The following is a 12,685-nucleotide window of genomic DNA, read 5'->3' on the forward strand; positions in this document are numbered from 1 at the left end:
AGTTCACTCATTCCTTATGGTACCATAAGGTTTTTTTTCTGAGTGTCTACTTGAAGGGGATAATACCATTAATCTCGTCCCGACAGCTTTTTCTATTGCGTATGGCTGAAGACCTTCAGCTAAAGCGGTATGAATGCCTCAAAGAGGGAATAACCGATTTTGGAGTTAAATCCGTCCGATTACCGATGATCACGATAATCAAATAAAATCAAAAGTTAGAATGATTGACGGGGAACTAGTCCACACTCCCAGGGACAAGTTCTGAATATGCTATCAATAGGAGGTGATCTAATGTCAAAATTTCTTGACACACGAACTTCCCAAAATGCTAGCTTCGGTGGATCAATTGAAAACGCGCTGCTTCCTGATACGCCAACTGCGATTGGGGTTGTCGGACTTAATGTTACAGGAGCCGCTGGCGTATTAAGAGTGACTTTTAGTGGAAATGCCGCTATTGACCACCAGACACGCCACCACCAGCTGATACTGCATTTTTGTCATTAATTGAAAAAGGGAGGTGTCATAGGTCTCCAAATGCTATTTATGACACAGAAAGTGATAAATGGAGTGCAAAGGGTGGTGGAGAATGATTGTTTACGAAACCTTCGACAAGGACTTTATGTTTTCAGTGAACCGGCTTCTCGAATCTGCGGAAACCGTTCTTGACATCGGTAGCGGAATCGGCGTTCTTCTTGAGAAATTCGCTTGCAGCTTTATTGTCGCGCTTGATGTCCACCGTCCTTTTTTAGAGAATCGGGTATTTAAATCCGCTCATATACTGCCTATTCATGCGAATGCCTATGACATCGATCTGTTGTTTTTGCCCAAAACGTTCGCTGCGGTTACCTTGGTCGATTCGATCGAGCATTTCACCAAAGATGTTGGACAACTCATCTTAAAAAAAGCGGAGCTGCTAGCTCGCGATAAAGTCATCGTCTTTACGCCTAGAGGTTTTTTTCCACAATCCGTCGATCATTACGGATTGAACGGGGATGTGCATCAAACGCATTACTGCGGTTGGGAGCCCGAAGATTTCACGGATTTGGGTTATGAAGTGCTGATTTTCAAAGACTTCCACGATGCAAGCAATCACGCTTTCGTAGAATCGTTTGGAAGTGATCATCCGCCTATTGATGCCCTGCTTGCTTGGAAAAGCCGTCTATAACCGATACCAGCCACATGCGAGTATTTACTTGCATGTGGCTTTGGAAATTGTTGAGGTCTGAATCCGACTGAAAGATTCCTCACCTTTCATTAGATGTATGAAGAATTTACTTTTTCTTGTTGGATTTCATAACGACATCGTAGTCATAAGTCACGCTGCCGTTCTTCCCTTCCGGCGCTGCATAGGTGGTCATCATGACGATATGGTCATATTTCGAGTTATGAATCATGTCGCGAAGGTCAATCTGGTTTTGTTCCGACATATTGATCAAATCGGGGAACCTGATGACGTCAAGATGGTTATCCTGGCCACTGGCTTGACCTTTCTTGAATCCGATGAATTCGATTTGGTAATCGATAAATTCGCGAGTCGCTTGCTCCAGACTCAAGAAGCCGGAGGTGGAGGTCATCGGATCGATCGTATTGCCGTTCAATTGCAGGTTCGATAAGTACCATCCGGATTCATTGAAGCCCCAGTCCGTCATGTAGCGGAATCCGAGCAGTATTCTCTGCCCGGCATACGGGCGCAGATCGAACGTTTCCGTCTTCCACCCTCCGGAATCCCCAGTGAATCCTGGCAGATTCGTCTTAATCTTCGGGTAGCCTCCGTCGACGAGGTCACTGCGGGTATCGGCGTTCGCTAGTGAAGTCCAATTTTTGCCGTTATCCGTAGATACTTGAACCACACCGAAGTCCCACTGTTCCTCGATCGTATATTTGGTATCGAAGGATAGGGATGCGTCTGTTTGATTCGTCAAATTAAGCTCTTTGATCAGAAAATTATCGGCCTGATCCCCTTGGTTGCCCCAAAGAACGGTTCCGCGTTCGGGGTCTTGAGCGGTCGTCCAGTTCATGCCAAGGAAATCGAGTCCTTTAAAATAAAGATGGTCAATTTTTATGTCAGGCTTGATCACTTTATAGTCCGTCCCCCATGCCGGAGAGATGTTATCGGCCATGATAGAGCCGTCCACATTCGGAGCAAGGTCGATGGAACTGAACTTGAAGAGATTGTCGTTGCCCTTATATTTGCCGTCAAGCATGATGGCTGTCATGTAGTCGGCGTATACATCTGCGAATGTTTTGCCTGCGCCGAGTTTGGTGAGCGTATCGTTGATGCTGGAGATACCTTGCTTTTGATTTTTGAACTCTTCCTGAATAAAAGCTTCACCGTATTGTTCATATAGATACAGTTGGAACAAGTAGGCGTTGCCATAATCACCGAGAATTTGCAGATCCGTCTGGTCGCCCCATAAAGTCAGGGAGTTGCGAAGATGATTCATGAAGAAATCGACATGGTCCTGAGAATGACCGTAACCGACAAGGTATTGGGCAAAATCGGACAACCCTTCGTTAATGAAGTTTTCTTCGGAGGAATCCGTATCATGGTGCAGCAAATGTTGAAACTCATGCGCGAAAGTGCCTTCGTATAGGAATGGCTGCTTCGCGTTCGGACCGGTGCGGTTCAGCCAGTCGAAACAGTCGACAGTCATGACGTTACGGTCAACAAAATCGCTGATCGCCGGGGAGAAATAACCTGCTATGTAGCTGGGGTAATCGGGATCGTAATAGCTTTGGTCTTTAATATTATCGATTAGAATGACGGTGCGTCCGCTGTCTTCTTGATACCAGCCGTTATAACCGTTCTCGCCTTTGCGTTCCCCAGGAGGGCCGAAAAATTCTACTTCCTTCTCGTACATCCGGTTATCGAATTGATTCAGCAAATAGTGGACCTGATCGTCGGTAATCGATACCATGGAGTTGCGCGGATCTCCTTCGGGGTAATTAAGGTCATTGGCAACCCAAACTTCGCCGTAAGTCCCGATGTCTCGCAAGGTGAAGTCGGTCAATCCGTATTGACCGGTGTAATCATTGTGCGTCAACCATTTCTTCACGACACCGACATCCGATTGGGTTAAGCTGGCGCCGCTTGCTGAAGTCTCGCCGCTGCCTGTTTCACTGCCGGTCAGATCAAGCCTGCCCTGTGCATGGATATCGGCGAGCGATTCAGAGCGGAGCTTCGTGCCGATGTCCTGCACGGACGGGTTCGCGTTGAAGCTGACCGGTTTGGCCATGACGTTCGAAGGGACGAGAATGCTTCCTGCTAAGAAAATCGATAAAGCGATTCCAAGTGCTTTTCGGTTCTTCATGAAAGATATTCCTCCTTTGAATGATGTCGTCAAGCAGAAAACCATTCCAATTTTGAAAACAGGCTTGCCCTCCATCGTATAAATATATCTAGATTCAACATTTTTGGTAAGTGCTTCTATTCAGGGGTTAAAAAGTCCCATTTCATGTGCTTCATTCGACGTTCTAGAGGTAAAAGCAAGTTTTACAGCATGTTATTGGCACATAATTACAACTCTGCTTGCACACCTTATAACAAGTGATCTGAACAAGACGATGGAAGGAGGGAGTGGCTTCATGGACCGAATGGAAATGGATGGTTCAACGGAATCAGCCGGATACGCGCCGCCTGCCGGAATGGCGGCGATAGGGGAGACTGATGGAATGGAAGAAACGTTAATTGAACGATTCAAACGTTATTATGAGGACTATCGGATGACGTCCGGTGTAGACTCCAGTTTTCAGAACGCAAGCGAGGCTTTAACGGCATCGGTTCTGAATCTGGTCGGCCAATCTGCCGATAACGGGGATTTGGATGCAATCCGAAATCTTATGCATGAATACGGAGAGATTCGTCTTTCCACACAGGCCAGCAACGATTCCCTGAAAGAGCGATTCGAGCTGGAGCACAAGCAGCGGTATAATCCGAGCTATTAGTGGATGCAAGCTAGAAGTTGGTGCTGCCGAGCAGCAGTGTAATGAAGCTCTTCCCAGGCCAATGGGGAGGGCTTCTTTCTCTTTATTTGAAAGCTGTTTCGTTATTCAATTTGTTGTTTAAATAGTTAAGGGAATTCATTCGATCGACTGGGAATCCAACGCCTAAGGTAACAGGAATTAGGGCTCATTCAGGAGGTATGTATCATGCAGGACGTTGTCGGTCAACAAACGGTTTTCGAACACGTATTCAAACACGCTCCCATCGGAATTGCAGTCGTTTCGATCGAAGGAAAATGGATATGCGTGAATCCATCCGTATGCGCGATCTTCGGCTACACGGAAGAGGAATTATTGCGCCTGTCGGCAGCGGACTTCATCTACTCGGACGATGCTGCCATCAACGAGAGATTTCAGCAGGAATTATTAGATGGTGTTAACCTAATCTTCGAAATTGAGAAACAATTCATGCATAAGAACGGCAGTCCAATCTGGACCTCACTGCATGTTTCCCTAGTACGAGACGAGGAAGACGGTAGACCGCTATATTATATATCGCAGGTGCTGGACATTACGGAAAGCAAATCGACGGAGCGAAAGCTGCAGGAGAGCATTGAACGGTATACATCTTTAAAGAAATACAACCATGATGCGATTGTCTCCTTTAGCTTGGACGGCACAGTCATCAATGGCAATGTAATGGCGGAACGCGTTACCGGGTATAAGATCTCGGAATTGATTGGAACGAATATCGCCAAATTGATCGGCGAGATTAATTTGCATCATGTGCTGACAGCCTTGGAGGATTACTCGTCCGTCGAAAACGATCTTAACAACATCCGCCATAAAGACGGCCACAAGGTCGAAGTGCTGGCGACGATCGCTCCGATTATTATTCACGGTCAGAACGTTGGTTTCTACTTGATTGCTAAAGATATGACGGAACAGAAGAAGCTTAGCATCGAGAAAGAAGCCGCGGAGAAAACGAATAAAGCAAAGAGCGATTTTCTAGCCATGATGAGCCACGAAATCCGGACGCCTATGAACGGCGTTATCGGCATGACTGAGCTGATTCTGCAAACGAACCTGGATGCGGAGCAGCACGAATACGTCCAGATCATCAAGAAGAGCGGGGCAACGCTTCTTGCGATTATCAACGACATCCTCGATTTCTCCAAGATCGAGTCGGGTAAGTCTGAGATCGTGGAAGATCCCTTCAGCATTAGGACCACGCTGTCTGATACGCTTAATGTGATTTTGCCCAAGGCGCTTGAGAAAAACCTTGAACTTACGACCTCCGTCACTTCCAACGTGCCGAACATGATTATTGGTGACGTGACGAAAATAAGGCAAGTTCTCATGAACCTGCTAAGCAATGCGATAAAGTTTACCCCCAACGGAGCCGTCTCGATTTCTGTCCAGGTCGATTCGCTCCAGGAGCAGAAAATAACGCTTCGTTTCGCGATTCAGGATACCGGCTTGGGCGTCTCCGCGAATGAGGTCGTCCATTTATTCGATCCATTCTACCAAGTAGACCATTTCATGACGCGCAAGTTCGAAGGTACCGGATTAGGATTAGCGATATGCAAAAAGCTCGTTCATCTGATGGATGGGGACATTTGGCATGAACACAATGGGGAGCAGCCGGGTTCGACTTTCATCTTCACGGCGCAATTCCGAATGATGGATAATCCCGATTCCGGCCAAATCGTGGAAATGGATGAAAATCTGAAGGACAACCAGTTAAGAATATTAATCGCGGAAGACAATGAAGTTAACCAGATGGTACTCAAAAAAATGGTCAAGAAGCTCGGATACAATTCAACTGCCGTCTTGAACGGAGCGGAGGCGATAGAGGCGATTAAACGGCATCCTTATGATATTATTTTCATGGACATTCAAATGCCTTTAATGGATGGCATCCAGGCAACGCAGATAATCAAAGAATCGTTGTCATCGATGAAAATCCCTTATATCGTGGCTGTAACGGCACATGCGCTCAAGAGTGACAGGGAGAGATACTTATCGGCGGGCATGGACGAATATATAAGCAAGCCTATCCAGATGGATGCCGTATCGGATATTATCGAGAAGTACCTGGCGTTCAATCGTTCGACTTGAAAAATGTATAGGAGCGGTTGATGTCGAGAGTCAAAGTCATCCACTTACACATAGAGCAGGCTGACGGTGGGCAGCCTGTTCTTTTATTGCTGTCAGTCGGTTAATGGTGGCAGGAGGAGAGGCTGTTCAGAATAACAGGTACTATACAGAAATTATTTTTGCGAAATCGCCTCCAGGCCCCAACACTTTCCGAGTTGGAGCGTTTTCCTTCATGTATGGAAATTCAATATTGAAATGGAGGAGTTACAATGGAAGAGCTTCAAGTGAACGGGACAACGATCGAGAACTTGGGTGTGCTTGATTTAATCGAAATGAAACCTGAAGATCTGGGGGCGGTTTCGCTCATTCAAAATGTCGGTCTTATTCTGGCGCCCGAATCATTGACCGGCGCATTAATGAAAATCCCTCAGAAAAACGTTGGATTGACGGTTACGCTCCCGCCGACAACCGGCAAAATCAAGCTGCTGAGCGGACAGCTTACGGTAAACGGCGAAGTATTTGCGAACCGCTTGGGTTCACCAGAAGATATTCTTGTCATCACCGGTCAAATTATCATCACTTCCACGATCGAAACAGTTGGCTTCAAAGAAGTCATCGTGGCCGGCCAATTAATTGCTCCCAAAAAAGCAGAAAGCGATTTGGCCGCCGCAGTCACGCGAATGACCGGCCAAGTCGCGTACTATAATTCAGAAACGCCGAGGCTGTTCGTCGGCGAGGATACGTTCTCGAAGGCGTTCTTTGATTTCATCGACGACAAGTTGGCGATGGTTCTTGTCGGGTCGTTTGAATTCGATTCGGATGTCGATGCTGCCTTGCTTAAACAGAAAGTGTCAGAATTAGTCGTGATTGGCGAGCTGAAGGCTCCGAAAGAGCTGGTTCCGCTGCTCCAATATCTTGCCGTCGTAAAACTGGGATCGATCATCGGTAAAGATCATGAGGCGATTCAAAGCCAACCATGAAGCAGGACTTATTCCATGAATTGTACACCGGCTGCTCCAAGCAGGTATACGCTTATCTGCTGGGACGCACAAGCAGCAAGGATACGGCCGCGGATCTGCTTCACGACGTTTTCCTTCGGATTTGGAACCGGATGGAAGCGGTCGAACGGATTCCCGATGAGCAGCGTTTGTATTGGATATTTTCCATCGCTTCCAACCGGGTGAAGGACCATTACCGGAATTCCGGAAACCGGAAGCAGGCGGAGGAACAGATTCGAGGCCGGCAACATGGACCCCCGTCAGGAGACCTGTCAACGCTGTTGGCCTCCCGTGAGCAATTTAGCGAGCTGGAATCTGCCATCGGCGGCCTTCCGGAGGAGTTCAGGTGCATACTGATAATGAAAGTCGTAGGCGGGATGAACAGCAATCAGATCGGCGATGCGCTGGGCATGCCTGCCGGAACGGTACGTTATAAACTGTCGCAAGCCCGAGGGCTGCTCGCCAGACAGCTTGGACTGCTGGAGACCGAGGCCGCGGCAGGAAGGAGGAAGACCAATGGGTAACGATAAAGCCGTCAATTTGCTGACTGTCGATACGGACCGACGATTAGATCAACTTCTTGCAGACTGGGCAGAGTATGCCCGTTTGTCACCTGAGAAAGAGGAAGAAATCTACGAGCGCATCTTCGTCGTTGAAGAGGATTTGGGCTATGACTGGTGGCAGCAGCTGGTTGACGGGTTTTCTTTCAAAGCCTCGAATGTCGTTCCGAAATTCGCTTTCATCTATAGGTAAAGCCGAACGATTGAAGTGAAAAGTGTCTTTCGTCAGATAAAAAACAATCGGGATTTTCGGAGAATTTTTTCAAAAATTGAGGTTCCTCCATGTAAAGTGGGCTGCCCTTTAAGTAGAAAAAATCTACTTATTGGACAGCCCATTTTTGTCATTTAAAAGTTTTGTTCATCCGACATACCCTGCGGTCTTTCGGATGTAATCGGAAGTTTGCTGATACTCTTCGTAGGTGAACAAAATTATCAGACCCGTTCAATAATTTTTATTTATTTTTTTGCAAATAAAGGATTGACAGCGCTTTAATACGCTATGTATGATGAGTACATAAACGCGCGTTTACGAAAGTTTAGACATCTTTGACATCACCGAAAAACTCAAAGATCAAAAGTGAGGAGATAGCCCGGATAGCCGGGGTATCCGGAATTACGCTCAACAGGGTTATCAATAATGATTTGAACGTCCGGCTGAAACGCGAGACAAAGTCATGAACGTAATTCAAGATTACAATTACAGCGATTTCAACGGTATGTTGAAGCATTTGTCCACAGACGTTGATTGCAGTCTGGTTGTCAGAGACTCGTGCAGAAGGATCAAAATTTTTTATCCCGAAATAAACGCGTGCTCAAAAGGGGTTTTTAGGCGGGTTCTCCCTGCCTAAAATTAACGCGTGTTTACGGTATTTTCTCATGGTTCTTTGTTGTGACCATTCTCTTCAGCGCCGGTTTAATTCCTACGTATATGGTGGTGAGGAATACCGGATTGATTGATTCCATATGGTCGCTTATTTTGCCGCCCTTTCAAAGGAAAAACCGATGCCTATTAAATGCTGCCAGTAAGGGCCGCTAACCACATTTCTAGGGGGAAATCGATGTCAGACTTTTCAATTGGATCGTGGTCATTCCATGCGCTGTTCAATTCGGGGAAAATGAGCTTGTTTGGCTATTTGGAGAGCATAAAGTACCGCTATCGACTCCGTCACGCAGATATTTGGAACGGAATGCTTCTCTCCACTGAGGATGACTATATCCAGAGCGTCAAGGCTACTTTGGTTGAGGAAGGATTGACTGTCGCGAACCTCGCAGTGGATGGTGCCGACGTCTGGCATGACGATCCCGCCGTCCGTGAACGTAACCATCAAAAGGCGCTCCTATACCTTGAAATTGCGCGCCGGTGGGCAGTTCAAACTCTGCGGATCGATATGGGGGTAAACTCGGTAGAAATGACCGATGAGCAGGTTGAATTTTGCGTCAACCGATACCGGGAATATGCGCAGTTTGCCAATGATCATGGTTTTCGGGTTGGCCCGCAGACGCATCAGCAAGCTGCCCAGTCTCCTCTAAATCTGAAGCGGATTTCTAATGAAATTTCTGCGCCCGGTTTCGGGATTATACTCAATGTCAACCGTTGGCTCACGGACAAGGAAATCGGTGACGAGATCGCAGCGCCATTCACGATCCATGCCCAGTTTGATCGGGCATTTGTGGATTTTACAGGATCTGAGCTGCTTCAAAAAGTACAGCTGTTGCGTCAAGCCGGGTATCGGGGATGCTGGTCTATGGAATTCCGCGGCGGGGCCGATGAATACCTAGAAGTCGAGCGTGATTTGCTGACCATTCGACAAGCCGTTAGGTTGGCGACTCATCAAGAATAGGATCGGGAGTAAATAAAACTAAGGGAGATTAAACGATGAATACATTGATAGAGCCCCGCAAGGCAGAAGGAAGAAATGTGACCAGTATACTGGAAACGGTGGATGTTTATAGCGGCGAACGCAGCGTCCTGGCCGAATTCGATTTTCTGATTGAGGCGCCCAATTGGACCCGCAACGGCAAGCATCTCGTATATAACAGCTTGGGCCGTCTTTACACTTTTGACCTCACAACGGGGGAGAGCACAGCCATCGAATCGGGTTATGCGATCCAATGCAATAATGACCATGTGCTTTCACCCGATAACTCCCACGTTGCGGTAAGCCATCATACCTACGAGGATGGCCAGTCTCGTATCTATATTTTCCCCCTGCAGGGCGGCCATCCGGTCCTCATCACGCCAATGGCCCCCAGCTATTTGCACGGTTGGTCACCGGACGGAAACACGCTAGCTTATTGCGCAGAGCGAAACGGCGAGTACGACATCTACACCATCCCTGTAAACGGCGGCATAGAAACACAGTTAACGGATACAACCGGACTGAATGACGGCCCCGAATATTCACCGGACGGCAAGCACATTTGGTTCAACTCGGTGCGAACAGGCCTTATGCAGGTGTGGCGTATGAATGCCGATGCCAGTGAACAAACGCAGATAACATTCGATGAGAGTAACAACTGGTTCCCGCATGTGTCCCCTGACGGAGAATTGGTGGCTTATATTAGTTATCGCAAGGGTGAGGTCACTCCTGGCGACCATCCCGCAAACAAAAATGTAGAAATTCGCTTACTATCAAGCTCTGGCGGAGAGTTTCGTACGTTGGTCAAGCTGTTTGGCGGACAGGGCACTATTAACGTCAATTCTTGGTCTCCCGACAGCAGGAAGCTGGCTTTTGTTAGCTACAAGCTGAAGGAATAGAGCGCCAAATATCTCTGTGCGCATAATTGGGATAGAAAACCTTCGCATTTGTGGTGACCGTGTGGAGCCAGATGATCTGGATTTTATTTCAGGTCGTACTTTCTGGCTTCATAGTGGAACCCATCTTTGGCCAAGATAACGGCTAATCTCATAAACCAAGACCTAATAGGATATGGAAATGTAAAAATAGTTGGATTGACAGGTCCAGAATTTGGGAGTAACATTGTCCTTGTAAGCGTTTCCAAGTTGATTTCTAAAGGCCAAATTGAAGGATAAAAGTATCATAAAATTTTTATTCAATTATGAAACCCATTTCATAAAATAGATCTTGCCTTATCATGGCTAAAGGAAGGTACACACGGCAATTCTCTCGCCCTCAATACCGCAGAAACATTGGGGGCCATCGCCTTCCATGTCAAGCGTACAGGCCGCATTGCCTCCCTGTGAATACAATGAGGTGTATTCAAAACAGGAAGGAGAGAATAAATATGAACCGTAATAATTACAATTATATGGGCCACATGGGCAATATGGGAAATATGGGAAATATGGGAAATATGGGCAATGTAGGTGGCATGAGCGGCGCTGACTTTTGTCCCGATTGTCCAACCCAGACGATCTATGATCCTCCAATTACACAATTCGAGAACTACTACCATCCGCAGCTTGTGAATGTCATCCAGAATATTGAAACGGTGAAGCAGCATCATTGTTGTCCTGTCTATAAGCACTGTTACACGCATACAGAGAAAAATGTCATGGTTTCGAGCGTGAAACGCGGGAAGCGTACTAGAACATCTTCCAAGAAACGTTCCAAAAAATAATCCATAAACTACAACGATGACCCGTAAGATCGGACACGCGAAAGAAGCGGCCATCTTACGGGTCTTTAGTTTGCTTTCTTAGAAATGTCCGAAATGCTTAAAAAAGAACTCATATTTTTCTAAATACTTCCCGGCCTTCGAAAAGGCGAAATTCACGCGCTAATGGGCGAGAACGGCGCAGGCAAGTCTACGCTGATCAAGGCGCTGACAGGGGTTTATAGCCGGGATACGGGCGAAGTTCGGTTGAACGGCGCCGTAATCTTTCCGAAGTCGCCGCAGGAAGCGCAAAGCCTCGGCATCTGCACGGTCTACCAGGAAGTGAACCTATGTAAGAATTTAACCGTTGCGGAAAGGACATTGATTAATGGCCTTGACTGCCGTTGCCGTTAAGAACCAAGCGAAAGCGGATTTATTGCTATGCTGCTTGATCAATCAAAAATTGCTCCATCAGTAGTCCATGCAATATTATCGCGCCCCCTGCGGCTTTACTTCAGCATCCCGGGGAATTTCATGCCAACCGTCAAATTTGCCGAGCAGCTGCTGCTTATAGAAGGGGCCCGATTCCCGTAGTTGGTTTGACCGTTCACCAATAAAGTTGCCGGCTCTCTGCTTGCAGAAGGATTGAATGTAATTAAAGTAAAGCGCTCTTCGTTCATCCGTCGGATGCACATTTGGCTTTGCAGCATGCCAGAGTGCCCCGTGGAATAGGACAGCGTCCCCGGCCTCGGCCATGACGTCCACTTGACCGGGCAGATTATCCACTCCATTAGGAGGGTTCTTTCTGGAAAGGTGAGTGCCGGGTACAACGACAAGCGGCCCTTTGTCCGGCGTGATTTTATCCAGATAGTAAGCGCAGTTGACGGATATTGGAAAATACCACAAAGGCGGAAGCGGATCAGGATACGGATGAGAATCTATATGCCAACCGACCGGCATGCCTTTACCCGGCTTCACTCGCGTGGCATTTACGCTTTCCATTTGAACCTTCGGTCCCATCAAAGCTTGGATCAACTCGAAAACCGGGGAGTGAACCAGTAATGGGTGGAAAATCTCGTGCTTGTCGATAATATCCGAGATCTCCCTGGTTTGCACATCTTCGGATATCTCCACGACCGCATCGATCAATCGTCTGACGTGGTCTTGATTGAGTGCTCCCTTGATCACATAAAAGCCATCCCGCATGAATGCATCGACCTGCTGTGTCAACTGATCCTTCATTTGCCTGCCTCCTTAAGATAGACTGTCAACTTCCATTATAGGTTGTGGCGGATTATTAAATAGAGTCCTGATTGCTGAATACACACAATATATTGCTATTTTTTTATGGATTCTAGGAAGTATATGGAAAAGTGAAACAAAAACAAATCCAATTGACCAGAGTAAGAGAGCCCTTGGTCAATTGGCCGGACTATTCGGCTTAAAGTAAGAAAAAACGCCAAACCGACTATGGTCGAAGGGTTAGCGTTTATTTTCATATAATATCGACGGGACCTTGGCGGTTGG

At 47.0% G+C, this 12,685-nt stretch carries 13 protein-coding genes and 1 pseudogene; 12 read left to right on the plus strand and 2 right to left on the minus strand.

Translation table 11 applies throughout. The features are described from left to right. The first annotated feature begins 291 nt into the window (after positions 1 to 291). Together ACFPYJ_RS06345 and ACFPYJ_RS06350 are read left to right on the plus strand one after the other, a co-directional pair. A complete protein-coding gene (locus ACFPYJ_RS06345) occupies positions 292 to 504 on the plus strand; it encodes a hypothetical protein (protein ID WP_379187227.1) in 213 nt (70 codons plus the stop codon). Positions 505 to 586: 82 nt separating this feature from the next. Then, positions 587 to 1,165 carry a class I SAM-dependent methyltransferase gene (locus tag ACFPYJ_RS06350; RefSeq protein WP_379187229.1) on the plus strand — a complete coding sequence of 193 codons (579 nt, stop codon included), beginning with the start codon at positions 587 to 589 and terminating at the stop codon, positions 1,163 to 1,165. 106 nt (positions 1,166 to 1,271) lie between these two features. On the opposite strand, the gene ACFPYJ_RS06355 is transcribed toward ACFPYJ_RS06350, so the two are convergent. Then, positions 1,272 to 3,311 (minus strand): choice-of-anchor J domain-containing protein, encoded by a 2,040-nt coding sequence (locus ACFPYJ_RS06355; RefSeq protein ID WP_379187230.1) that lies wholly within the window; start codon positions 3,309 to 3,311, stop codon positions 1,272 to 1,274. Positions 3,312 to 3,585: 274 nt separating this feature from the next. On the opposite strand from ACFPYJ_RS06355, the gene ACFPYJ_RS06360 reads away from it, so the two are divergent. The 10 genes and pseudogenes from ACFPYJ_RS06360 to ACFPYJ_RS06405 all read left to right on the plus strand — a co-directional run bounded on the left by ACFPYJ_RS06360 (position 3,586) and on the right by ACFPYJ_RS06405 (position 11,572). After that, positions 3,586 to 3,945, plus strand: coding sequence for a hypothetical protein (locus tag ACFPYJ_RS06360; protein ID WP_379187232.1), 360 nt, complete (start codon positions 3,586 to 3,588; stop codon positions 3,943 to 3,945). Positions 3,946 to 4,149: 204 nt separating this feature from the next. Next, positions 4,150 to 6,063: a PAS domain S-box protein gene (locus ACFPYJ_RS06365; RefSeq protein ID WP_379187233.1), complete on the plus strand. Its 1,914-nt coding sequence runs from the start codon at positions 4,150 to 4,152 to the stop codon at positions 6,061 to 6,063. A 248-nt stretch (positions 6,064 to 6,311) separates the two neighbouring features. Then, a complete protein-coding gene (locus ACFPYJ_RS06370; RefSeq protein WP_379187234.1) occupies positions 6,312 to 7,022 on the plus strand; it encodes a hypothetical protein in 711 nt (236 codons plus the stop codon). After that, the gene (locus tag ACFPYJ_RS06375) at positions 7,019 to 7,564 is read left to right on the plus strand and encodes an RNA polymerase sigma factor (RefSeq protein WP_379187236.1); all 546 of its coding nucleotides are present in this window, start codon (positions 7,019 to 7,021) and stop codon (positions 7,562 to 7,564) included. The genes ACFPYJ_RS06370 and ACFPYJ_RS06375 overlap by 4 nt, the downstream gene beginning before the upstream one ends. Further along, complete coding sequence (locus tag ACFPYJ_RS06380; RefSeq protein ID WP_379187237.1) at positions 7,557 to 7,793, plus strand: hypothetical protein; 237 nt, start codon at positions 7,557 to 7,559, stop codon at positions 7,791 to 7,793. Before ACFPYJ_RS06375 ends, ACFPYJ_RS06380 begins: the two co-directional genes overlap by 8 nt. A 678-nt stretch (positions 7,794 to 8,471) precedes the next feature. Next, positions 8,472 to 8,582 (plus strand): annotated as a pseudogene (locus ACFPYJ_RS06385) (carbohydrate ABC transporter permease); the annotation flags it as partial. A gap of 76 nt (positions 8,583 to 8,658) precedes the next feature. Next, positions 8,659 to 9,441 (plus strand): sugar phosphate isomerase/epimerase family protein, encoded by a 783-nt coding sequence (locus tag ACFPYJ_RS06390; protein WP_379187238.1) that lies wholly within the window; start codon positions 8,659 to 8,661, stop codon positions 9,439 to 9,441. 35 nt (positions 9,442 to 9,476) lie between these two features. Then, entirely contained in the window at positions 9,477 to 10,358 is an 882-nt protein-coding gene (locus tag ACFPYJ_RS06395) for a TolB family protein (protein ID WP_379187239.1), read from the plus strand. Between the two features lie 488 nt (positions 10,359 to 10,846). Continuing rightward, positions 10,847 to 11,182 (plus strand): hypothetical protein, encoded by a 336-nt coding sequence (locus ACFPYJ_RS06400; RefSeq protein WP_379187240.1) that lies wholly within the window; start codon positions 10,847 to 10,849, stop codon positions 11,180 to 11,182. A 123-nt stretch (positions 11,183 to 11,305) separates the two neighbouring features. Continuing rightward, positions 11,306 to 11,572, plus strand: coding sequence for an ATP-binding cassette domain-containing protein (locus ACFPYJ_RS06405; RefSeq protein ID WP_379187264.1), 267 nt, complete (start codon positions 11,306 to 11,308; stop codon positions 11,570 to 11,572). 75 nt (positions 11,573 to 11,647) lie between these two features. On the opposite strand, the gene ACFPYJ_RS06410 is transcribed toward ACFPYJ_RS06405, so the two are convergent. Further along, positions 11,648 to 12,400, minus strand: a complete 753-nt coding sequence (locus ACFPYJ_RS06410; RefSeq protein WP_379187241.1) for a phytanoyl-CoA dioxygenase family protein — start codon at positions 12,398 to 12,400, stop codon at positions 11,648 to 11,650. Positions 12,401 to 12,685: the final 285 nt, after the last annotated feature.

The sequence above is a fragment of the Paenibacillus solisilvae genome, assembly GCF_042656405.1.
GTDB lineage: Bacteria > Bacillota > Bacilli > Paenibacillales > Paenibacillaceae > Paenibacillus_Z > Paenibacillus_Z solisilvae.

Bases quoted from the DNA above. Each gene is read 5' to 3' on its own strand.
- ACFPYJ_RS06345 (WP_379187227.1), top strand. From the start codon at position 292: ATGTCAAAATTTCTTGACACACGAACTTCCCAAAATGCTAGCTTCGGT.
- ACFPYJ_RS06350 (WP_379187229.1), top strand. From the start codon at position 587: ATGATTGTTTACGAAACCTTCGACAAGGACTTTATGTTTTCAGTGAAC.
- ACFPYJ_RS06355 (WP_379187230.1), bottom strand. From the start codon at position 3,311: ATGAAGAACCGAAAAGCACTTGGAATCGCTTTATCGATTTTCTTAGCA.
- ACFPYJ_RS06360 (WP_379187232.1), top strand. From the start codon at position 3,586: ATGGACCGAATGGAAATGGATGGTTCAACGGAATCAGCCGGATACGCG.
- ACFPYJ_RS06365 (WP_379187233.1), top strand. From the start codon at position 4,150: ATGCAGGACGTTGTCGGTCAACAAACGGTTTTCGAACACGTATTCAAA.
- ACFPYJ_RS06370 (WP_379187234.1), top strand. From the start codon at position 6,312: ATGGAAGAGCTTCAAGTGAACGGGACAACGATCGAGAACTTGGGTGTG.
- ACFPYJ_RS06375 (WP_379187236.1), top strand. From the start codon at position 7,019: ATGAAGCAGGACTTATTCCATGAATTGTACACCGGCTGCTCCAAGCAG.
- ACFPYJ_RS06380 (WP_379187237.1), top strand. From the start codon at position 7,557: ATGGGTAACGATAAAGCCGTCAATTTGCTGACTGTCGATACGGACCGA.
- ACFPYJ_RS06390 (WP_379187238.1), top strand. From the start codon at position 8,659: ATGTCAGACTTTTCAATTGGATCGTGGTCATTCCATGCGCTGTTCAAT.
- ACFPYJ_RS06395 (WP_379187239.1), top strand. From the start codon at position 9,477: ATGAATACATTGATAGAGCCCCGCAAGGCAGAAGGAAGAAATGTGACC.
- ACFPYJ_RS06400 (WP_379187240.1), top strand. From the start codon at position 10,847: ATGAACCGTAATAATTACAATTATATGGGCCACATGGGCAATATGGGA.
- ACFPYJ_RS06410 (WP_379187241.1), bottom strand. From the start codon at position 12,400: ATGAAGGATCAGTTGACACAGCAGGTCGATGCATTCATGCGGGATGGC.